The organism is Lysinibacillus sp. NPDC059133, from assembly GCF_042755925.1.
Taxonomy (GTDB): Bacteria; Bacillota; Bacilli; order Bacillales_A; family Planococcaceae; genus Lysinibacillus.
In genome coordinates this window covers 158,338-180,343 of sequence record NZ_JBHZDH010000003.1, presented here as the reverse complement: position 1 = coordinate 180,343, position 22,006 = coordinate 158,338, and the positions used below count along the sequence as shown (strand labels likewise).

General features: G+C 36.5%; 17 protein-coding genes and 1 other annotated feature. Of the genes, 9 read left to right on the top strand and 8 right to left on the bottom strand.

The features are described 5' to 3' along the window. Nucleotides 1–18 precede the first annotated feature (18 nt). Together ACFXN8_RS03320 and ACFXN8_RS03315 are read right to left on the bottom strand one after the other, a co-directional pair. Complete coding sequence (locus ACFXN8_RS03320; protein ID WP_386842749.1) at nucleotides 19–900, bottom strand: NAD-dependent epimerase/dehydratase family protein; 882 nt, start codon at nucleotides 898–900, stop codon at nucleotides 19–21. A 94-nt stretch (nucleotides 901–994) separates the two neighbouring features. Further along, a complete protein-coding gene (locus ACFXN8_RS03315) occupies nucleotides 995–4,123 on the bottom strand; it encodes a transglycosylase domain-containing protein (RefSeq protein ID WP_386842747.1) in 3,129 nt (1,042 codons plus the stop codon). 102 nt (nucleotides 4,124–4,225) lie between these two features. Beyond that, nucleotides 4,226–4,429: a binding site (T-box leader), on the top strand. A 73-nt stretch (nucleotides 4,430–4,502) separates the two neighbouring features. Here ACFXN8_RS03315 and tyrS point away from each other — a divergent pair. After that, entirely contained in the window at nucleotides 4,503–5,771 is a 1,269-nt protein-coding gene (tyrS, locus tag ACFXN8_RS03310) for a tyrosine--tRNA ligase (RefSeq protein ID WP_376071637.1), read from the top strand. 641 nt (nucleotides 5,772–6,412) lie between these two features. Here the strand turns inward: tyrS and ACFXN8_RS03305 are convergent. The 3 genes from ACFXN8_RS03305 to ACFXN8_RS03295 form a co-directional block, all read right to left on the bottom strand. Next, nucleotides 6,413–7,222 (bottom strand): cobalamin-binding protein, encoded by an 810-nt coding sequence (locus ACFXN8_RS03305; RefSeq protein ID WP_376071645.1) that lies wholly within the window; start codon nucleotides 7,220–7,222, stop codon nucleotides 6,413–6,415. A gap of 121 nt (nucleotides 7,223–7,343) precedes the next feature. Further along, nucleotides 7,344–8,549, bottom strand: a complete 1,206-nt coding sequence (locus ACFXN8_RS03300) for an iron-containing alcohol dehydrogenase (RefSeq protein WP_376071648.1) — start codon at nucleotides 8,547–8,549, stop codon at nucleotides 7,344–7,346. Between the two features lie 397 nt (nucleotides 8,550–8,946). Next, a complete protein-coding gene (locus tag ACFXN8_RS03295) occupies nucleotides 8,947–9,318 on the bottom strand; it encodes a hypothetical protein (protein ID WP_386842744.1) in 372 nt (123 codons plus the stop codon). A 233-nt stretch (nucleotides 9,319–9,551) separates the two neighbouring features. Between ACFXN8_RS03295 and ACFXN8_RS03290 the strand changes: the two genes are divergently transcribed. From ACFXN8_RS03290 to ACFXN8_RS03275, 4 genes are all read left to right on the top strand, one after another. Beyond that, nucleotides 9,552–10,097 (top strand): TetR/AcrR family transcriptional regulator, encoded by a 546-nt coding sequence (locus ACFXN8_RS03290; protein WP_386842760.1) that lies wholly within the window; start codon nucleotides 9,552–9,554, stop codon nucleotides 10,095–10,097. Nucleotides 10,098–10,099: 2 nt separating this feature from the next. Next, on the top strand, nucleotides 10,100–10,966 hold the full coding sequence (locus ACFXN8_RS03285) for a CPBP family glutamic-type intramembrane protease (protein ID WP_386842742.1): 867 nt from the start codon (nucleotides 10,100–10,102) through the stop codon (nucleotides 10,964–10,966). Between the two features lie 206 nt (nucleotides 10,967–11,172). Further along, nucleotides 11,173–11,799, top strand: a complete 627-nt coding sequence (locus tag ACFXN8_RS03280; RefSeq protein ID WP_386842740.1) for a hypothetical protein — start codon at nucleotides 11,173–11,175, stop codon at nucleotides 11,797–11,799. Between the two features lie 659 nt (nucleotides 11,800–12,458). After that, a complete protein-coding gene (locus tag ACFXN8_RS03275; protein ID WP_386842738.1) occupies nucleotides 12,459–12,830 on the top strand; it encodes a sigma factor-like helix-turn-helix DNA-binding protein in 372 nt (123 codons plus the stop codon). 362 nt (nucleotides 12,831–13,192) lie between these two features. On the opposite strand, the gene rpsD is transcribed toward ACFXN8_RS03275, so the two are convergent. After that, nucleotides 13,193–13,795, bottom strand: coding sequence for a 30S ribosomal protein S4 (rpsD, locus tag ACFXN8_RS03270; protein WP_370045127.1), 603 nt, complete (start codon nucleotides 13,793–13,795; stop codon nucleotides 13,193–13,195). 458 nt (nucleotides 13,796–14,253) lie between these two features. Between rpsD and ACFXN8_RS03265 the strand changes: the two genes are divergently transcribed. Further along, nucleotides 14,254–16,131, top strand: a complete 1,878-nt coding sequence (locus ACFXN8_RS03265) for a sensor domain-containing diguanylate cyclase (protein ID WP_386842735.1) — start codon at nucleotides 14,254–14,256, stop codon at nucleotides 16,129–16,131. Nucleotides 16,132–16,312: 181 nt separating this feature from the next. On the opposite strand, the gene ACFXN8_RS03260 is transcribed toward ACFXN8_RS03265, so the two are convergent. Both ACFXN8_RS03260 and hisJ read right to left on the bottom strand, forming a co-directional pair. Next, entirely contained in the window at nucleotides 16,313–16,792 is a 480-nt protein-coding gene (locus ACFXN8_RS03260) for a GAF domain-containing protein (RefSeq protein WP_376075361.1), read from the bottom strand. Between the two features lie 24 nt (nucleotides 16,793–16,816). Further along, nucleotides 16,817–17,611: a histidinol-phosphatase HisJ gene (gene hisJ, locus ACFXN8_RS03255; protein ID WP_386842732.1), complete on the bottom strand. Its 795-nt coding sequence runs from the start codon at nucleotides 17,609–17,611 to the stop codon at nucleotides 16,817–16,819. A gap of 189 nt (nucleotides 17,612–17,800) precedes the next feature. On the opposite strand from hisJ, the gene ezrA reads away from it, so the two are divergent. The 3 genes from ezrA to ACFXN8_RS03240 all read left to right on the top strand — a co-directional run bounded on the left by ezrA (nucleotide 17,801) and on the right by ACFXN8_RS03240 (nucleotide 22,004). Further along, nucleotides 17,801–19,501, top strand: coding sequence for a septation ring formation regulator EzrA (gene ezrA / locus ACFXN8_RS03250; protein ID WP_386842730.1), 1,701 nt, complete (start codon nucleotides 17,801–17,803; stop codon nucleotides 19,499–19,501). Between the two features lie 207 nt (nucleotides 19,502–19,708). Further along, entirely contained in the window at nucleotides 19,709–20,173 is a 465-nt protein-coding gene (locus ACFXN8_RS03245) for a GNAT family N-acetyltransferase (protein WP_386842728.1), read from the top strand. Nucleotides 20,174–20,849: 676 nt separating this feature from the next. Further along, nucleotides 20,850–22,004, top strand: coding sequence for a cysteine desulfurase family protein (locus ACFXN8_RS03240; RefSeq protein ID WP_386842726.1), 1,155 nt, complete (start codon nucleotides 20,850–20,852; stop codon nucleotides 22,002–22,004). Nucleotides 22,005–22,006 lie beyond the last annotated feature (2 nt).

Below are 22,006 nucleotides of genomic sequence, written 5' to 3'. Positions count from 1 at the left end.
ACCGATTAAAGTTTCACTTTATTGCAGCTCTTTTACTAATGTTTTCACTAGAGTAGGGAGCCAGTCATGAAGTTGACTAAATGTAAAGCCTGCCGCTTCTGCTTTTGTAGTTGACATATACCAATCTGCTGGAACCCCATATGGTGACTGAGACTCTTCATCGCCACTTATAAGAGAAATTTTTGCATGCTTTCCCGTTGTTTCTTCAATAAGCCCCAGCAAATCTTTTAACGAAATTGCACCTGTAGCTGTTGCATTATAAGGTCCTTCAATAGGGGTAATCCCTGCAAAATATAAAAATGCAGCTGCTTCATCATCCGTAATATAGTTCATTTTTGCTTCAATATTTGGCAATGAAATAGACTGTTCCTGTAAAATTCGTTCAACATGAAAATGTAAACGGCGTGTATAGTCGTTCTCACCCATAACAATCGGAAAACGTACAGCGACAACAGGGAACGTAGCTTCTTTGAACAGTACTGCCTCTGCTTGACGCTTACCTTCACCATATGAAAAATTATCACGATTCCCCATTCGAACTTCATAATCATATGGATTAAAATCTTCTTCTGTTTTGACAGTACCGTCTAATTCGTAGGTGGATAGAGTAGATGTAAAAACGAACTTTTTCGTTTTACCTTCTAAAATTTCACATATTTTATGAGCTTCATTGGGAGAATAGCAAATATTATCATAGACAATATCCCACGTAGTACTTGATAGTGCTTGTGACAACGAATCGGCATCATCTCGATTAACAATTAGCTGTTTCACCTTCGCATCAAAAGGATTTCCGCTTTGTCCACGTGTTAAAATAGTTACACTATGCCCATTTTGAAGACAGAGTTCAACAAGCTTTTTACCAAAAAAGCGAGTGCCTCCTAAAACTAAAATGTTCAATTATTTCCACCCCTTCAAATTTGTAGTCCCCTTTATAATGACAAAAAAACAGGCATACTACAATTAATTTTTAATCGTAGTATGCCATGCTTGTTTATTGTTGTTTAGGTGGATCGGGCGGTGGAGTTGTATTTCCGTTGTTTCCTCCATTAGAGCCGTTCCCGTTGTTTCCGGAACCATTGCCATTATTGGAGCCATTGCCAGTATTTCCGGAACCGCTGCCGTTATTGGAGCCATTTCCAGTATTTTCGGAACCGCTGCCGTTATTGGAACCATTTCCAGTGTTTCCGGAACCGTTGCCGTTATTGGAGCCATTTCCAGTGTTTCCAGAACCGTTACCGCTATTGGAGCCATTCCCGTTACTACCATCAGACCCACCGCCATTTTCCGAACCATTTTCATTATTGTTCGAGTCATTGCCGTCGGTAGGTGGAGTAGTTGGTGGGACCTCTTCTTGCTTGTCTTTTTTAGGTTGTTTTTCACTTGCGCTACCACCAGTAGAAACGGTATTGGATTGCGATGAAGTTAAACCTGTAATATCTACAGCGACAACAACATAGGCTTGACCACTTGCTACCGTCATACTTTGTGATGATTCAAGCACTGATCCGACAAGAATTCTTCCACCATTTGTTACTTTATATATTCGGTAACCGACTACATCATTTGAAGAGCCTGTCCAAGATAATGTATTCCCATTAATTGAAGCAGATACTGCCGCTGGCGGATTTTGATCTGCTGGGAAATTAACAGCAGACACCGATGAATTCGATAATGACGAATTTTTTGGTAATAGGCTGGCCGGGTTACCGCCAAGTGGGCCTAGCATTCGTTTAATAAATGCCTGATTAATACCTGCACCGCCTGCTTTTACAAATTCTGCCGGTGTGCTAGGAAGTGCATTATAAGTTTTACCTTTTATCGTAACAACGCTTGAAGAAGCTAAGCTATCATCAGCTTGTGAAGGTAAAAATACTTTTGCGTTAAACAAATCAGAGCGCACGAGACCAGCATTAGCACATGCTGCAGATGGCGCTAAACCAGAAATACCACAGAATGATGCAGTGACAACGTTTTTCGGTTGCGTAAATCTAGTTTTAGGGGCAATTAATTGTGGATCTACATCATACACAGAATTCATTAATGTTCCCCATAGTTTGTTAATTCGCACACTAGGCTGTTGATACGTATTATTAAATGCATCCAGTGATTGATTTTTATCATAACCCATCCATACACCAAGAGAAACATTCGGGTTATAGCCAACTAGCCAAACGTCTTTGTATTGTTGTGAAGTACCTGTTTTAGCGGCAAAGTCAGCAGAGAATTTTAATGTATTTCTTGCAACTGTACCTGTTCCTTTTGTTAGCACATCTCGTAACATATCAGTAATGATATAAGAAGTTTCAGGACTAAATACTTGTTCAGGTTTAACTTCGTGTTTATAAATGATATTTCCATTTTGGTCTTCAATTCTATCAATCATATAAGAGTCAATGAATTGTCCACCATTTGCAAAAGTTGCATAGGCATTGGTGTTCTCTTCAACCGTAATACCATCTTCTACGGCCCCAAGACTAGCAGAAGGGTTTGTGAAATCATTAGGCTTTAGGGTTGTGATTCCCATCTTTACTAAATAATCGGCAGGACGTCTGTTAAGAATACTATAATATAGACGTGCAGTTGATAAGTTTTGTGAACTCGCTAATGCCTCACGTGCAGGGATAAGCCCTCGTTCATCATTAGTATTATAGTTTGTTGGGCTCCATCCGGGAATAGAGAATTTTACGTCGACTAATGGGCTACCTGCACCGATTACACCATATTCTATTGCAGGTGCATATACGAGTAAAGGCTTCATTGTTGAGCCATTTGAGCGTTTTGCCTGTGTAGCGTAGTTATAACTTTTTAATTCAAAATCACGACCACCGACAAAGCTTAAAATACGTCCAGTAGTATTTTCGATTAAAATACTACCAACCTGTACAGGCATTTGAACATCGATTTCTTCACCTGTTACAGGATCTTTGTCTTTAACGGTGTAAGTATGACCGTAATTTTGAAAGTTTTCCGCTGCTTTTTGCATCGAATCGTACATATCCTTATTAATAGTTGAATAGATACGATAACCTTTTGAGCGGACATCACGATCTGCTAGGATCGTATACTTATCTTTTAACTTTTTCTCATTTTTTAAGCGTTCTGGATCAATACCATCTTCTTCTGCTAGTTTTTCTGCAATAATGTCTTTTGCTCGATTTTCAAGCTCATACGTTAGCCATGGGTAGCGATCTTCTGCGCGCATCTCTGGTGAACGGAAGTCAGCAGTGATATCGTAAGCGAGTGCTTCTTTATATTGAGCTTCGTTAATATAACCTGCGTCTTTCATACGATAAAGTACAGTTTTCATACGATCAATACCCGGTTGAAGAGCTTCTTTACTTTTAAGTACACCTGTATTTGTGAAAGGTGTGTAAGCAAAAGGTGATTGAGGAATACCAGCTATATACGCTGCTTGAGGAAGCGATAAATCCTTTGCTTTTACATCGAAAATACCTTCAGCAGCTGTTTCTACTCCTGCAATGTTTCGACCGGAAGCATTACGACCATAAGGAATTATGTTTAAATAGGCCTCTAAAATTTCTTCCTTTTTCATAAAGTGCTCTAAACGCATTGCAAGTAAAAGTTCTTTTGCTTTTCGTTCATAAGATACTTCATTTGTTAATACTTGGTTTTTAATAAGCTGTTGTGTTAATGTAGAGCCACCAGTTTGTGTGGAAGAGTTGGTTACGTCTTGAACTAGCCCACGGATGACGGCCTTCGGAACTATTCCGTTATGTTCACGGAAATACTCGTCCTCTGTCGCTAATACCGCATTCACAACATCAGGTGCGACATCGTTTAATGTTGTTACTCGACGGTCTAAATCCGTACGTAATTTTCCGATATAAATATCGTTGGCAAAATAAATTTCACTTGTTGAATCGTAGTTGAAAATTTCTTTTCTTAATTCTTCCTTAGAGCGTAGTGGCTCTTCTTTTACAAGTGAAGCAAAATAACCAGCGCCAACTGAACCGGCAAATACAGTGCCTACCAATGCAAAGACTAAAAATAGTAAAAATAAGTTCCAGGCAACACTTCCTGAAATACGTAATTTCTTCATCCATTTTTGTTGAATTAAATCATCGATCTTTGCATTGATTTTCTCAATCCAATCTTTCAATGTATCGACCTCCTAAAATCTTGTCTATTATAGCACATATTGATTTAGGTCGAACATAATTATTGACAATGAAAAAGAATCGTTTAGAATAATGCTTATAGTTTTCTAGTGAAGAAGAGCTTGCAGTAGTGTCTATATTCCCTGTATAGAGAGCCGGCGGTTGGTGAAAGCTGGTCATAATGTAGAGACGAATTACGTGCTTGGAGCTTAGACGTGCGCGCCTGCGATAAAGGCGGTTGAATGAAGAGGAAGATGGATGACATCTTCAAGCTGGGTGGTACCGCGTTAGTTTTTAACGTCCCTGCATGCAATTTTTTGCGTGTAGGGACTTTTTTGTTTCTCCCTACACGGAATTATTAAACAATTAGGAGGAATAAAAATGACGAATGAATTATTACAAGACTTAGAATGGCGCGGATTGTTATACCAACAAACTGATGCTGAAGGTATGGTCAAATTATTAGATGAACAATCTGTTTCTTTATACTGTGGTGTTGATCCAACTGCGGATTCTATGCATATTGGACATATTGTGCCTCTTTTAACGCTACGTCGATTCCAAAAAGCGGGCCACCGTCCAATTTTGTTAGTTGGTGGTGCGACTGGTATGATTGGAGATCCATCTGGTCGCTCTGAAGAACGCCAATTACAAACAGTTGAGCAAATTGATAAAAATGTTCAAGGTATCCGTAGCCAATTAGAGCGTATTTTTGACTTTGCAGAAGATGGTAATGGTGCGCAGTTAGTTAATAACCGTGACTGGATTGGCAATATAAATACGATTGAGTTTTTACGTGATTATGGGAAATTAATTAACGTGAACTACATGTTAGCAAAGGATACGATTGCATCACGCCTTGATACAGGGATTTCATTTACTGAGTTTGCGTATACATTAATTCAAGGTATTGATTACAATCATTTATACAACCATTACAACTGTCGCATTCAAGTAGGTGGCTCTGACCAGTGGGGGAATATTACAACTGGTTTAGAAGTTATTCGTAAAACACATGAGGAAGAGACGAAAGCTTTTGGTATAACAATTCCTTTAGTAACGAAAGCAGACGGTACGAAATTTGGTAAAACAGCAGGTGGAGCTGTATGGTTAGATAGCAAGAAAACATCTCCATATGAGTTCTACCAATTCTGGATTAATGCTGCGGATGCTGATGTTGTAAAATACTTAAAAATCTTTACATTCCTTTCTCGTGAAGAGATTGAAGCTTTAGCAGTATCTGTAGAAGGGGAGCCACATTTACGTAAGGCACAAAAAGCACTAGCTGAAGAAATGACTCGCTTAATTCATGGTCAAGAAGCATTAGACCAAGCAATCCGCATTACAGCTGCTTTATTCTCGGGTGACTTAAAAGCACTTTCTGCTGATGAAATGAAGGATGCGTTTAAAGATGTTCCTTCTATTGAAATGGCGAAAGAAGATAAAAACATCGTGGACTTACTTGTGGAAGCGGGTATTTCTCCTTCAAAACGTCAAGCTCGTGAAGACGTAACAAATGGTGCAATTAGCGTGAATGGTGAAAAGGTCACTGAATTAGAATATGTGATCGACGGCAAAGATCGTTTAGAAGATGCATTCAGCATTGTTCGTCGCGGCAAGAAAAAATACCATATGGTGAAGTTTGTTTAACTTCTTCCAGCAAAGGATTTTGTACCGAAAGCGTAGCGACAGGTACAGAAGTCTCTCACCTCTATAGTTGGTGAGATGAATGCGGTTTTAAGTCATTTTTCAACGGGTATCCAAACATCCGCTGAAATAGAGGAACTCAGTCTAAGAACGCCACGTCCTGTGGCAACGACTGAGTGACTAACATCATGTTGTTGCTGTCGCTTCGCTTTCGCACAGACAAAACTCCTTGCTGCCGCTGCGCTTTCGCACAAAAAACATCTGCTGGCCTAAGCACAAAGCCGATTCCAGACTCACAAACAAAACATCCCCTCGAAATTTGAGGGGATGTTTTGTTATGTTGGAAAAGGGTCAAGGATTGCTTTATTCGCTCTCCTATGGGCAAACGTCGAGCTGCTTCCTTAGCTTTGTTATGCGCGGATGCTTCGTTTTATCACTTAAAATTAAAGTGACATGCCAGAAAATACACGCTAAATAAATTGGTTGATTGGAGTGGAGGCTGGGCGACTCCTTGGGGATTAGCGTCACAGATGAGACCCTGGAGCGAGCAAAGCGAGTGAAGCGGCTCATCGGACGCCCCCAGGAAAGCGCCCAGCCGGAACGGAAATCAACTCCTCGTTTCGGCGAATGGTCATACTTTCATTTTAGCTATCTAAAAAACTAGGAAGCTTTACGTGCTTATATTCTTTGGGGTGAAGCATATTTGCTAGCTTTAATGCACCCTCTATAAGGCGTGGTGACGGGCGACAATAAAGCCATTCTTCCATTACGTGAAGCTGATTCATTTTAACGGCTTGTAGCTCCTGCGCATGTGAACGTTTTAATAAATTTGCCGGTTGAATTCGCTCAAAGGCAACTCCTACCCAAGCCATCATAATATAGTCTGGGTTGCGCCTTACTACATCAGCCCAATCAGTTTGCACGCTTGCTAACTCTACATCTTGAAACAGATTTTCCCCACCAGCAATGGCACTAATTTCAGTTAGCCAATTTATTTTACCTGGCGTAAAGATAGGGTTTGGCCACCACTCCCAATAGAGAGTAGGTTTTTTAGGAATCATTTGAGCCACTGTGCGAAGACGATCGATACATTGTAAGTATTCCTCAGAAATTTCTTTTGCACGCCCTTCAACCCCACAGGCTTTACCTAATTTATGGAGATCCTGTGCGATTTCCTCTAATGAATTAGCATTAAAAACAATATGGGGAATATTTCTAGCTTGTAACGCTTCAATATTTTTTTCCATGCCGGGGACACTTAAGGATGCAAGTACAAGATCAGGCTGTAATGCTTCTAATGCATCCATATTAATTGATAAATCTGGGCCAAGCTGAGGTAAGTCTTTTACTGATAATGGCCAATCCGAAAAATCATCGACACCGACAAGCTGATCAGTCAGGCCTAAATAAGCAACAAGTTCGGTATTGCTTGGACAAATTGAGATTAAACGCATCTTCTTATCTCCCATTCTTTTTAAGAAAAGTATAGCGAGTGTTGAGGTCATATACAATGCCCGAATGCTGACCACAATAAAAAGAGACATGCCTGCTAGAGACATGCCTTTTGATTACTTATTAAGAAAGTGCGATAGCTTCGAGTGATTCTTCTTTTTTCGCTACAGGGCCCATCGCATTTGTAATAATTTGTTTAATGTCCTCTAAAGTTGCTTTACGTGGGTTTGTTGCAGCACATACATCTAACATTGCATTTTTCGCTAAGATTTCAATATCCTCATCCTTCGCCCCTAATTCGCGGAAGCCACTTGGAATGTTCAAATCTCTAGAAAGATTTTCAATTGCTAAAATTGCTCTCTCAGCAGCATCACGTTTACTTAATCCTTCAACGTTTTCACCTAACAATTCAGCGATTTTTGCAAAGCGCTCAGTACGTGCTGTTAAGTTGAAGCGGCAAACATGTGGCAATAGAATAGCGTTACATACGCCATGCGGTAGATTATAGAAACCACCTAATTGATGAGCAATTGCATGTACATAGCCAAGTGATGCATTATTAAACGCCATGCCTGCTAAAAATTGTGCGTAAACCATTTGCTCGCGTGCTTCTAAATCTGCACCGTTTGCATAGGCACGTGGTAAATATTCAGGAACTAGCTGAAATACTTTTTCTGCGCATGCATCAGTAATTGGAGTTGCGTTTGTCGACACAAATGATTCGATTGCATGTGTTAATGCATCTAAACCAGTTGCCGCCGTTAGAGCAGGAGGTAAGCCAATCATTAGCTCTGGATCATTAATCGATAGTAGTGGAGTAACATGTGTGTCTACGATAGCCATCTTCACTTTACGAGTTGTATCCGTAATAATTGTAAAGCGAGTCATTTCACTTGCTGTACCAGCAGTTGTATTGATAGCGATTAATGGAACTAGTGGGTTTTCTGATTTGTCAACGCCCTCGTAATCATGAATGCGTCCACCATTCGAAGCAATAAGTCCGATACCTTTTGCTGCATCGTGTGCGCTACCTCCTCCAAGAGAAACGATTGAATCACAGTTTTCCGCATGATACACTGCAATCCCGTCTTCAATGTTTTGATCTGTTGGATTCGGTTCTGCTTTCGGGAAAATTGCTACATCAATTCCAGCAGCTGTAATGATGTTAGCAATTTGTTCAGAGAGACCTAATTTGTGTAAGCCCTCATCTGTTACGATTAATGTCTTTTTCACTTCTAAATCATTTAAGCGTTTACCAACTTCTTGAATTGCTCCAGGTCCAAATAAGTTTGTTTTCGGCATAACAAATTGCTTTAGAACGTCTGACATATTTCCAACCCCTTTAAAATAATTGTTATTGCTTGAATGATGGCGAACCACCTTTCGAAATTCATAGTATTCTATTCTCTGTAAAAGTTCAACTCGTATTTTTATTAAAATTGTTAATTTTAATCGAGTTATTATTTTACAAAAAAGTTAGATGGTTTTTTGATATGATGAAAGGTTGAATTGTCTAGTAGTATTGATATGAAAACGTTTTGAAAATTGTTTTACTATGAAAGTAAAATATATTTTTTGGAAATATGTTCTATTTTAAGAGAGTGTTGAATAGTAAATAACTGATAATTTGTTTTTAATATAATAGTAGTGATTATGTTGTTTTTTAAATGTGTAATTACTATTTTAAAGTACATAAAATCGTCATAATTTATAGGAATATTTAAAATTATTCTCTCCTTCTTTTTAAAATGTTTAAGGAAATACATAATGCGAGAACTAAATAAAGAATGACCGTATATCCGAGTAATGCGCACATATAGAAAATTGCCTTTGAATCAGAATTTATAGGAGGATAACCACTGTGAGCATTAAAATGATATACCTCCTGTTCATAACCGAACCAAATAGCTACTAACAAAAAGCCTAATAAAAGGAGAGCTAGTAAAGCCTTTTTATGAAAAATGATATGCAGTAGACTTTCTTTAAAAGTAATTGGACGCTTAATTTCCTTGCTTTGATGTTTTTTAAAGGGTACTAAGAAAAAAATCATGATCCCACTATAAATTAAAACCATCACAGTAAGTTCAGAAACCCCCATTATTTCCTCCTTTATTCCGATATTTTGTATTTAGACTTCCATAAAGATAAAAGGTTCCTTTTTTATTGATATTTACAAACGGGAATAAAAACTTATTGAAGTTTTTATTATTTAGGCATTTTGTAGGGATATTTGTAATTTTATTGAATAATATTTCAATGAAAATACTTTTAATAAAAGGGTGGGGGAAAATGTCGATTAGACATGAACAAAAAGAATAACGAAGGGCCTTAATTTTACAATCGGCATTAGATTTGTTTATTCGGAAGGGGTATGGTGAAACGAAAGTTGCTGATATTGCTAAAGCCGCTGATATGAGCATGGGATTGCTTTTTCATTATTTTGACTCTAAGGAAAAGCTTTATGAAGAGCTAATACGCATAGGGTGTGAAAGACTCAAGATGGATTTTAATTTTATGAATGAATCGCCATTAGCAATTTTTACAGCGGCTGCTGCGGATTTGTTTAACATGATCAGTACAAACCCATCTGCAGCAAAAATGTTTGTGCTAATGGAGAATGCACAACATCTTGATTCCTTGTCGGAAGATTTAAAAGAAATGCTTATGGAAGCAGATAAATTAATAAAAAAGAGTACTCCATTAATAAAGAAGGGGCAATTGCTAGGTGAAATTAAACAGGGAAATGCTGAAGCTCTTGCGGTAGCATTTTGGTGTTCAATTCAAGGAATCGCCCAATACATTGCGCTGCATCCCGAAACTCCTTGTCCCAATACAATGTGGGTTATTTCAATCCTTGAAAACAGGGAGGCGGATTGAAAATGAAAACTAAACGCAACTTAATAATCTTTATAGTTGTTGTTTTGCTATGTGGCTGGCTTGGTGTTTTTGTAGATCGCTTCATCCCTGAACAGCCTAAAGGTGACACACTTGGGATGGGAATTTGGCTAGTATTTCCGTTACTTACAACTATACTGTTACGTGCATTTGCAGGAGATGGTTGGCGAGATATAGGCTTATGGCCAAATTTGAAAGGCAACATAAAATGGTATATTGTCTCACTCCTAGTCTATCCCATAATCACTTTTATAGTTTTGCTATTAAGCTATATATTTGGCTGGATGGATTTTTCAAATTTTAATTTAGATGCATTAGTTTCAGTTTTTATTAGTGGTTTACTGATTCAATTTGTTAAAAACTTTTTTGAGGAATCAGTTTGGAGAGGTTATTTAACAAGTAAACTTTCATCGTTAAAAATAAATGATTTTTGGTTGTATTTTATTGTGGGTGGTGTTTGGGGAGCTTGGCATAGTCCATATTTTTTAGTGTTCTTATCAGAAAGTGATATCTTCAGCGTACTTCCTGTAAATCGGTGGCTATTTGCGTTAATAGGTATTGTGACGATGATTTGCTGGACAGTTATGTATACAGAAATTTACTTAATGACGAAGAGCATTTGGCCACTTGTCCTTATGCATATGACAGAAGATGCGCTTGTGAATCCACTTATTCTTGACGGATATATCAAAATTGCTCAGGGAAAAGAATTTCTTGTTTCTCCAACGGCAGGCATTATGACTACATTGCTTTACCTAATGGTAGGGCTTTTATTACGAACTAAACGAAAAAAGCTGGAAAGGGAAAGTGTATTAAAATCAAATACAACAGCTATCGTTATAAAAGTTTAAGCGATGAAAAAAATCCTAGAAGCCATTAACAAGGTTACTAGGATTTTTATTTTTTTCGTTTAGCATTATATAGAGAATGATAGATTACTTAATAGAGTTTTAATAGATAAATCATGAAATATCGTAGTATTTTTAACAGAGTTTTAAGCCATTAAAAAAACTTATGATTAAGTTGTTCCAAAAAACAACACAAGGAGGAATTTTTAATGGCAATTAATAATGGTAATTCAGATTTCGGTTTAAAGGTATCTAAAACAGGTACAAAAAGTTTAAGCATTTCTTGGAGCAAAAGTGGTGGTATTGGTTACGGTGGATCAATTCAAGTGCAACGACCGGGAGATGGGAAAATTATTTTTTCAAAAGATTATAGCCAAGCGACTGCAAAAGATTCTATAACGGTTGAAACTCCATATTTTGGGGAATACAAGGTGCATATAAAGGCGAATAATGGATATACGTATGACACAGCTTATTGCAAAGTACATCTAGCGACAACAACGTCTGCTACTTACGAGTTTACGGCTAAAGATGTACTGAATTGGAAAATAAACGCTACATTTACACTGGGTTCTTTTGCGTTATTAGGTTTTGCTAGTTTGTTAGTTGTATCTGTAACTACTACCGTAATTTCATTAGGTGCAACAATAAGAGGTGTTTGGGTACATGACACTAAGTATGAGCCATTTCCAACTCCTAGAGCTGGGGATAAGATAATTACGAAAATAGAACCTGCAACTGATGGAGTTAGAACTACTATTTCTTTTAAAGCGAAAAACGGTGGCGTTTATCAGGACAAGATAACTACAGCAAAATACTTGACATACACAAGATAATAAACGAAAAGCACATGATGGACTATTCATGTGCTTTTTTGAAAAATTTATAAAGTTGATAAAAAAAGTAGCTGTAGCATCCGAGCACAATTAAAATTATTCCTAAAGTTTTAACGTTAAAAGTTATGAACACTTCATCTTTTACAATAATTATAAAATTGGTAAGTAATAAAAGTAAAGCTAGATTCAATAGTAAGTTAATTAGTTGTTTTTTCTGGGTGAAAATTAAGAGTAGAATCGTTTTAAGTGCAAGGATAAGGCCGAAAACAAATAAATATATATTCATAATCATGTCGAATTCCATGTCTCACCTCAAAAATTTATTTAATTAAACCATTTCACTTCATGATACCTTATTTTCGTAATTTATTGTTATACAATGTGAATTTATAGTATAGTTAATACAAAAAAGAACATACGTTTCTGTGTGATTGATGTTATGAAATATGTTGATTTTTATAAATTTATTATTAAATTGGGGTTCCCAGTTGTAGTTTCAATGTTATTACTCGTTAAATTGGACAAGGGTATGAAGAACATAGAAATAGCGATTATTAATTTAACAAATGAGCTTAAAGACACAAAAATCAAGAGCGAAGATTAAATAAAATGTTAAGAATTAATTTGGAACAGAAAAATAGGGGAAAGGGGAAATGGGAATGAAGAAGAACGGACGCAAATTAGATAAATTGGTAGAAGAATATTTGAAATTGTATCCATATATAAATAAAGAAAAAGTCGGAACATTAACCAAAGATCAAATGGTAGCCATATGTATAAGTGAGTTGTTAAACATAATGCCCGAAAAGGAATTTGCCTTTATCAAATATAGATATTTAAAAGGATGGACTATAGTTAAGATAGCTCAAGAGATGAGTTATAGTCAGCAAATGATATATGTTATTCGTAAAAATGCACTGAAGAAAATTTATCACGGTATAAGTCATTTGCTCTACAATGAGGAAAAAGAATTGGTTGCCAAAGTTGAAAAAGTTGATGAAACTGTGTATATCAATAATAATAGATCTTGAGTATGGTATGAAAATACATTTAATTTGCCTATATGGCTATTTTTTATTATCACAAAAAGAACATATGTTCCGTTTTAGGGTAATGATGTATTCTTTTTTTAGGAAAGCCACTCATTTGAAAAGAAAACATGAGTGACTTGATAGCTCTATCATCTTATTTTAAAATTGATAAAAATTATGTACACCTGTCCGTATGTTCTTTTTATAAATTTTAAGGTAAAAATGCTCCTGAAGATTTCCCTCGAATCCCCACAATCAAAACGTAAATTTCCGCTTATCTGATTAAATACAAAAACCTCGCAAACGCTTGTATAAACAAGGTTGCGAGGTTTAAGAAACGAAAGTATTCTAACGTTAAAAGATTAACGAGAGTAGTACTCTACGATGAATGCTTCGTTGATTTCAGCTGATAATTCAGAACGCTCTGGAAGGCGAGTGAATGTACCTTCTTTTTTGTCAGCATCAAATGTTAAGTAGTCAGGTACGAAGTTGTTTACTTCGATTGCTTCTGTTACTACAGCAAGGTTTTGAGATTTTTCACGAAGAGAAATCGTTTGACCTGGTTTTACGCTGTATGAAGGAATATCAACGCGTTTGCCATCAACTAAGATGTGGCCGTGGTTTACCAATTGACGAGATCCACGACGAGTACGAGATAAACCTAAACGGTAAACTAGGTTGTCAAGGCGAGTTTCAAGAAGAACCATGAAGTTTTCACCGTGAACACCTTTCATTTTACCAGCGCGGTCGAATAGAGTACGGAATTGACGTTCGTTCATGCCGTACATGTGACGAAGTTTTTGTTTTTCTTGAAGTTGTAAACCGTATTCTGATAATTTTTTACGTTGGTTTGGACCGTGTTGACCTGGTGCGTAAGGGCGTTTTTCGATTTCTTTACCTGTACCGCTTAGTGAGATACCAAGACGACGTGATAATTTCCAAGATGGACCTGTATAACGAGACATATTGTTGTCTCCTCCTTTAAATTTGGTTTTATTGTTGTAAAACAAAAACCAGTAGTACCCATTCTTATACGCATTTTATTTTCATGTATTTTCGCCTATGCAGCCGTTAGGTTACGCGATACACCATCTATTTGAATCTGTTTAGTTATACTAAATAAAATAGAGGAATAAAATACAGTAATAAGCTCATACCACTGCTGCGTTTATTTTACACAAACTACATTGTAACTGCTTATTATATAGACGTCAATTATTAGGCTAATTATTTTTGAAAATGGACAATAGTAAAAATTTCCTCCCTATACATTTTTCGATATTCAGGAATAGTTAATGATACAGTGTGATATGTAAAATGTAAAAGTGAAATAGAATAACATAGTCAAAATGACTCAAATTATGTATAATATACTATAAGTTAATAGTATTTGATTTGGACGTTATATAGAAAAGGTGATTTCATGACAGACCATTTACAAACGCTAAAATATATAAAATCAGATGTTTTAAGCATTTGGGTGAGTTCTAAGGAACAAGCTGGTTTTAATGGGTATTTTAACCCATTGAAACAGTGTCTAAAGAAGCGCTTTGGAATTGTAAATGTGGCATTTCTCGGTTTCGAAGGTAATTCTTTAATACCGATTGAAGAGATGGCTACTGTAACAATTGAAACAAAACTAAATGCTGTGTCATGGTTAATGATTGAAGCTAGCTTTTATCAACAGAAGATGGTGAAAATTCCCTATATATTAAAAGAAAAAGACGCCTATATGACGATGACAGATATGGTGCTTTTCCAAGCAGAAGGCAAGAATCCAATTGGTGTGCTACTCGTCGAGGCAACCGATGCATGGACAGACTTTATGACTTCGGATTACGGGGAAAAGTTTGTCGAAACGCTTACAAAGGTTCTTCAGTTGATTAGAGAAAATTATGAAGTAAAAGTGAATGAAGATCAATATAGAAAATTGTATAATATGACAGATTTATTTCATTCAACTATGAATATTGATTTAATTTTAGAAAATGTCTTAAAAAATATTAAGGGTAATTTTCCCGAATTTAATGTGGAGCTTATACTATCGAATGATCAAGACCGCCATACGACTATCGATATTAAGCTTTTTGATTACTTATCTGAAAGGCCTGCGACGGTTGAAGCTTTTGTCTCGGGAGAGCTGACGACGGAGCTTGCTAGCGATTTGAATTGTCGAGTATTAAACGCCCCTATTAAAGGGAGACAAGCTATTTATGGCATTTTACAAGTAATTGCACCTACAACGTATCTTTTTTCTACGACTGAAAAAGATTTTGTACGAATGCTAGCGCAAACATCAGGAAATGCGCTCGAAAATGCAAAATTATATCATCAATCACATCGCCTTGTGAGTGATTTGCAACTCATCAATGAAACATCACATCGTTTAAATATGAGGTTAGACATTAATGAAATGTTGCTTTTCCTTCAAAAGCAGTTAATGAAATCCTTTCAACCAATGGAAGTTTGCTTCGCTTTTAAGCATAATGACACATTTGAAGTGACGGATGCTAGCACGGCTTTATTTAATACAGAAAAGGGTCAAACATTTATAAAACATGTTGAACAACATTTTGAAAATACCAATGATCCACTATTTATTGCTGATTTCAGCCGATTAACCTCTAATCAAGTTGAATATCGTTCAATTATGGCAATCCCGATTTTAATGGAAGAAAAAATTAATGGCTTTAGTATTGTGTTACACAAGGAGCCATATTTCTTTTCGTTTGATAGCTTTAAATTAATGCAATCATTAATCCATCATTCTTCTTTAGCAATTGCAAACTCAATATTACGCAATAAACTTCAGGAAATGGTAGATTTGGACCATTTAACAAAATTGTATGCAAGAAGTTATTTAGATCAATATGTAGAAAAGTCACTTAAAAATGATCAATCGGGGATGTTCTTACTTATTGACATTGATAATTTCAAACGTGTTAATGATACGTATGGTCATCAGATTGGTGATAAAATTCTTATGCAAATTGCGGTACAGTTAAAAGAAATGATTGGAGCTCGTGGTATTTGTGCACGCTGGGGTGGAGAGGAAATGTCTGTGTATGTCCCGGATATTGATGAGAAAGAAGCAATCGAATTGGCAGCAACAATCGTTGCAGTAATTCCAAATACAACAGATCCTCAGGTGACAATTTCAGCAGGTCTCATAACATGGAATGAACAGTATCGTCCAGCGTTTCAATCTGTTTTCCTACATGCAGATACAGCGCTTTATGAAGCGAAAAATAGCGGTAAAAATCGATTTTGTATGCATGATCGACCGTATCAAATAAATTAATAGCTCGCTATTAAAATTAGGGATGACATTTCGGTGGAGGCTGGACAACTCTTTGGGGCACATCTGACGCCACTCGGAAAGCGCTCAGTTGGAACGGAAATCGATTTCACGAAATAAAACGTCAGTCATCTTTTTACGAAAAATACCCTGAAATGACAATAAATCATTTCAGGGTATTTTTTTATAAATGGAGGAGTAAGGTTTTTACGAATAGCTCTAACCCCTCTTGATCTTCCTTAGAAAAGCGATTAACGATTGGACTGTCGATATCAAGAACACCGATAACCTCTCCTTCTTTTTTCAAGGGAATAACGATTTCAGATTGGGAAGCGGCATCGCAGGCAATATGCCCTGGGAAGTCATGTACGTCTCTTACCACCATTGTTTCTGCTTTACTTACAGCTGTTCCACAAACACCGCGTCCAATTGGTATTCTGACGCAGGCAGGTAAGCCTTGGAATGGCCCAAGGACAAGTTCTTCCCCTTGTAATACATAAAAACCAACCCAGTTAATGTTTGGTAGAAACTGATTTAGTAATGCAGAGGCGTTACTTAAATTAGCAATGCGATCGCTTTCTCCTGTAAGTAGGGCATCTAACTGTTTAGCCAATGTATTATATTGCTCGGCAATTGGCCCTTCATAATTAATTTGAGTAAACATAAAAGCACCTCGTTTGAAAGTTATTTATTTTGGGAATATAACATTATAATGTTGATGCAAATCAGCAACAGTATGAGCATCTGAACCGAAAACAATTGGAAGCCCAATAGATTTACTATAATCTATGAAGGAAAATGGTGGATAAGTTTCCTGACAATGTGTTTTACTTAATCCAGCGCTATTTAAATCTAGCTCATAGCCTTCTGCCTTCATTAAATCTAAAACTTCTCGAATCTGCGCAGAATCATCAATTTTCACCATATGTGCTAATTGGAATTTGTGAATAAGTGAAGGATGCCCAATGCGCTTAGGCTTGTATTGCCCTAAATCTGCTTTAATGGATTGTAGGACGGTATCGTAATATAAATTATACACTTGTTCAATAGAGCCCACTTTTTTTGAAAAAGCCATAAAACTTTCTGGAGAAAAGTCTATGCATTCAAAGATATTGTGCCATTGTAAAAAATGAACTGATAAAATAGAGTCATCTAAAAAGTGTCCATATGTATCAAGAAATTGACGAGTTTCTTGTTCAAAGCCTTGAATATAGTCGACCTCTAGTCCTATATGAATGCGAATGTCTTGTGCGTACTCCTTTTGAAGGTACTGTAAATCTTCAAAATAGGGCATTAAAAATTCTGGATTCATACCACTGTCCTGCTGCGGTGTAGGGTCAACAAAATTCAATGGTAATGGTGCATGTTCTGTAAAGGTAATATCTGTGAAATCATGAGATATTGCTTTTTCTATATACTGCTTAAATGAATCAGAAGTTCCGTGTGGACAATATGGGCTATGAACATGGCCGTCACATTTCATAAATACCACTCCTTTATATTTTGGATAATAACACTTATATTTGCGCATATTGTTCAAAAATTAAGTAGTTGTTATTCTTAAAAGGCGCAATTACACAAAAAACACTCAAATTTTAGTACAAAAGGCGATAACATAGTATATAATAAATACAACTAGCCAATTCGTTTATTGTAGAATAGGAGGCTTACGATGGAGTATATCATCATTCCAGTTATCCTACTATTAATTTTAGCGATAGTAGGATTTATGATGCGACGAAAACATACAACAATCATTGCTAAACTTGAAAATGAAAAATCACAAATACAAAACAATCCCATAAATGAGGAAATTTCAAAAGTTAAATCTTTAAACATGAACGGTGAAACGGAAGAAATGTTTGAACGATGGCGTAATAGTTGGGATGAAGTTATCGATGTACATATGACGAAAATTGATTCACTTTTATTTGATGCAGAGGATCAAATCAATAGACTTCGTTTTAATAAAGCAACGTTAATTGAACGTGAGATAGAAGATTACATTCAAAAGTGTGAACAAAATAAAGATAAAATCTTAGAAGAACTAAATGAATTAATTGGCAGCGAAGAAAAAAATCGTATTGAAATTGAACAATTAAAAGAATACTATCGCTCTGCACGTAAAACATTGCTAGCGCACCAACATTCATTTGGGGTAGCATTACCAGCTCTGGAGAAAAAGCTAGAGACGTTTGTTCAAAAGTTTGAGGAGTTCGATGTGCTTACGAGCGAAGGGAATTATTTGCAGGCGAGAGAAATTGTTATTGGCTTGAACCAAGAGTCACAGCAGACATTTGAATACATTAATGATGTCCCAACAATTTTGACTGAATTGCAAGTAAAGCTTCCAGGTGCGGTACAGGAATTACGAAGTGGCCAGCGTGAAATGGAGGAGCAATCCTATTATTTACAGCATTTAGAGCTAACGGAAGAGCTTAATAAATTTGAAGAGGAATTTGCGACATTAAAAAATGAATTAGCAGAGCTTAACTTAAATGTTGTTAAACCACGTGTTACGGATATGAATGAAGAGATTGATCATTTTTACGATCTGCTTGAAAAAGAGGTTATTGCTAAAAATTATGTTGACCAAAATTGTGATCGTTTATTAAGCTCAATCACCAATGTTATTAGTTCAACAAGATTAGTAAGTGATGAAGCAACCTTTGTGCAGCAAAGCTATCGTTTAAATGAAAAAGATGCAGAAATTCCAAAAGCTGCATTAAAGCAATTAGAGGCTTTACAACGTCGCTATGACTTATTGGCGATGCGTGTTAGAGAGGAAAAATCTGCATACTCAAGTTTGCAGGAAGAATTGATTGAAATAAGTGATGAGCTAGAACGGATTCATGAGGAGCAAGGTCATTTATCAAACACGATGAAGAAGCTACGAATTGATGAAAACAAGGCTCGTACACAGGTAGAAAGCTTAAAGAAAGCATTACAAGAAACAGATCGTCTATTAAATAAAGCTAATATTCCAGGTATCCCTGAAGAGATGGATGCCCGTCTAGATGAGGCAGCAGAGCATATTTATGTAGTTATGCAAAGCTTGCAAGAGGTGCCTCTCAACATGGGAACAGTTCATAATAATTTAAATGCTGCAACACTTTGTGTAGAGGATGTAAAAGCGAAGGCGCATGAATTAATTGAAAATGTAATGCTGATTGAGCGTATTATTCAGTATGGTAATCGTCATCGTGCAACAAATCCAAAATTGAATACTCGTTTAAAAGAAGCAGAAGGATCTTTCAATCAATTCCGTTATTCCAAAGCATTAGAAGAGGCAGGAACAGCAGTTGAAGAAATGGAGCCGGGTGCTTTAAAGCGAATTCAAGAACTTGTAGCAGGAGAAACAGTGTCAAAATAGTCAAGTATAATAAGAAATTACAGTAGCTGTCTAAAAAGGTATAGTTTTTACTTTTTAGACAGCTTTGTTATTAAGAAGCGAGATTTCTTCAAATATGAAAAGAGCTAAATATTTGTTGGGGTATTCATTTGATTCCTTTTCTAGAAACTACATACGATGCTTCATCCCAATTTTTGATTAGAAACGATAAAAATAGAGGTGTTCAACATGCAATTTTATGTTCGGGAAATGAATGAAATTTATGCGACGGATATTTTGAATTGGAAATATGAAGAACCATATGATTTTTACAACAATGAACTTTGCGACGAATCTCTAAAAGAATTTCTTGAAAGTCCGTATTATTCAATTGTCAATGATAAAGAAGAGCTAGTCGGTTTTTTCTGTACAGGAACATCTGCACAAGTACCTAAAGGACGTGATTATGGTGCGTATTTAGACGAGTGCATTGATGTTGGGCTTGGGATGAAGCCTGTGCTAACAGGAAAAGGTTATGGTTCAGAATTTTTTTCATTTATATTAAATCAGCTACAACAAGAAAATCATAGTTCCCTTCGTTTAACGGTAGCCTCATTTAATACAAGAGCAATTCACCTTTATGAAAAATTAGGCTTTAAAAAAGTCATGGAATTCACAGCATCAACTGAATTTATAACAATGAAGAAAGATTAAAAACAAGCGTGTTGACTAGGGTTTATAATGGTGAAATTCGTCTTCAATACGGTGTTGAAATATAGTTTAAATATTGTCGCTGAAAGTTGAGGATGGCATTTATTTAAAGCATATGTCATGTATATAAGTTGATTGGAGTGGAGGTTGGGCGACTCCTTGGGGATCAGCAATAGAGGAACGAAGGCTAAAACCATCACGTCCTGTGATAACGCCTTCGTGACCAACATCGTGTTGGCCCGAGACCCTGGAGCGAGCAAGTAGGGGAACGAAGGCTAAGAGCATCACATCCTGTGATAACGCCTTCGTGACCAACATCGTGTTGGCCCAAGCGGCTCATCGGACGCCCCCAGGAAGCTTTGCTCTGTGCGAAAGCGAAGCGTCAGCAACAAATGTTTTCTGTAGCGAAAGCGAAGCGACAGCTACAAAGCGCCCAGCCGGAACGGAAATCAACCTCACGTTATAGTAATAAGCCAACAATGCAAAACCCAAATTTTTATACTCAGGAAACGTTCATAGTAAATATTAATATGCCACTCTATAATGGGTGGTTTTTCACATTAAAAGCAAACAAATAAGTGATTAAATTAGTATAATTGTTAAAGTTAGTAGTCAATTGCTGAAGATTGCGTTATGATAAATACCGTTAAATCAACGTTTTGAAAGTGTGTGAATAATAATGGAAGTTAATACAATCTATTTAGACAACAGTGCAACAACAAAACCTTTAAAAGAGGTTATGCAAGCATTTATGGTAGTGAATGAGCAGTATTATGCCAATCCTGCTTCTATTCATGCAATGGGTGTTGAATCAAACGAATTATTAATGCGTGCACGTGAGCAAGTAGCAGATATTTTGCAGACAGAAGCAAAAAATGTGCTATTTACATCAGGTGGTACTGAATCCAATAACACGGCTATATTTGGTTTAGCACGTAGCAATACACATAAAGGAAATCATATTTTAACAACTGAAATTGAACATCCATCTGTCCTAGAATCTGTAAAACAACTTGAGCAAGACGGTTTTGACGTAGAATACTTGCAAGTAGATAAAAATGGAGTTATTTCTTTAGAAGAGCTTCGCACAAAAGTGCGTAAGGATACCATTTTAGTAAGTATGATGCATGTAAATAATGAAATGGGTGCGATTCAACCAATTTTTGAAGCTGCAAAAATTATTCATGAATCAAGTCGTGCAACTTTTCACGTAGATGCTGTTCAAAGCTTTGGGAAGTTACCGATATCATTTAACGATGACGAGGGACCAGACTGTATTTCAATTTCTGGCCATAAAATTCATGGCTTTAAAGGTTCAGGTGTACTCGCATTCCGCAAAAAAATGAAATGGCAACCGTATGCACTTGGTGGAGGGCAGGAGTTTGGTTTACGTAGTGGGACAGTAGCTGTACCGCAAGCTGTAGCCTTATCCAAAGCAGCTCGTATAGCCATAGAGACGATGAATGACCGTGCGAAAAAATATCGTCAATGGTATGAAGAATTATGTAGCCAATTACGTGGATATGGAGATGAAGTGCATATTTTATCAACACCACAAGGAGCGGCACATATTTTATCTTTTAGTATTCGCGATTTAAAAGGTGAAGTCATTATCAATGCATTGCAAAAACGCAATGTAATTGTGTCGACATCGAGTGCTTGTTCATCGAAACAGACAAAAACAAGTCATGTTGTTGAAGCTCTAAATCTCGATGAGCATTTTAAAAAAGGTGTTATTCGTATTAGTTTTGGCGCGTATGTAACAAACGAAGATATAGAAAAATTTAAACAAATATTAGATGAAGTATTGATGGAACTTAAAGGAGAATTTTAAAA

Bases quoted from the DNA above. Each gene is read 5' to 3' on its own strand.
- ACFXN8_RS03260 (WP_376075361.1), bottom strand. From the start codon at position 16,792: ATGTTTACTCAAATTAATTATGAAGGGCCAATTGCCGAGCAATATAAT.
- ACFXN8_RS03275 (WP_386842738.1), top strand. From the start codon at position 12,459: ATGAAGAAGAACGGACGCAAATTAGATAAATTGGTAGAAGAATATTTG.
- rpsD (WP_370045127.1), bottom strand. From the start codon at position 13,795: ATGTCTCGTTATACAGGTCCATCTTGGAAATTATCACGTCGTCTTGGT.
- ACFXN8_RS03265 (WP_386842735.1), top strand. From the start codon at position 14,254: ATGACAGACCATTTACAAACGCTAAAATATATAAAATCAGATGTTTTA.
- ACFXN8_RS03300 (WP_376071648.1), bottom strand. From the start codon at position 8,549: ATGTCAGACGTTCTAAAGCAATTTGTTATGCCGAAAACAAACTTATTT.
- ACFXN8_RS03245 (WP_386842728.1), top strand. From the start codon at position 19,709: ATGCAATTTTATGTTCGGGAAATGAATGAAATTTATGCGACGGATATT.
- hisJ (WP_386842732.1), bottom strand. From the start codon at position 17,611: ATGAAATGTGACGGCCATGTTCATAGCCCATATTGTCCACACGGAACT.
- ezrA (WP_386842730.1), top strand. From the start codon at position 17,801: ATGGAGTATATCATCATTCCAGTTATCCTACTATTAATTTTAGCGATA.
- ACFXN8_RS03240 (WP_386842726.1), top strand. From the start codon at position 20,850: ATGGAAGTTAATACAATCTATTTAGACAACAGTGCAACAACAAAACCT.
- ACFXN8_RS03295 (WP_386842744.1), bottom strand. From the start codon at position 9,318: ATGGGGGTTTCTGAACTTACTGTGATGGTTTTAATTTATAGTGGGATC.
- ACFXN8_RS03280 (WP_386842740.1), top strand. From the start codon at position 11,173: ATGGCAATTAATAATGGTAATTCAGATTTCGGTTTAAAGGTATCTAAA.
- tyrS (WP_376071637.1), top strand. From the start codon at position 4,503: ATGACGAATGAATTATTACAAGACTTAGAATGGCGCGGATTGTTATAC.
- ACFXN8_RS03305 (WP_376071645.1), bottom strand. From the start codon at position 7,222: ATGCGTTTAATCTCAATTTGTCCAAGCAATACCGAACTTGTTGCTTAT.
- ACFXN8_RS03285 (WP_386842742.1), top strand. From the start codon at position 10,100: ATGAAAACTAAACGCAACTTAATAATCTTTATAGTTGTTGTTTTGCTA.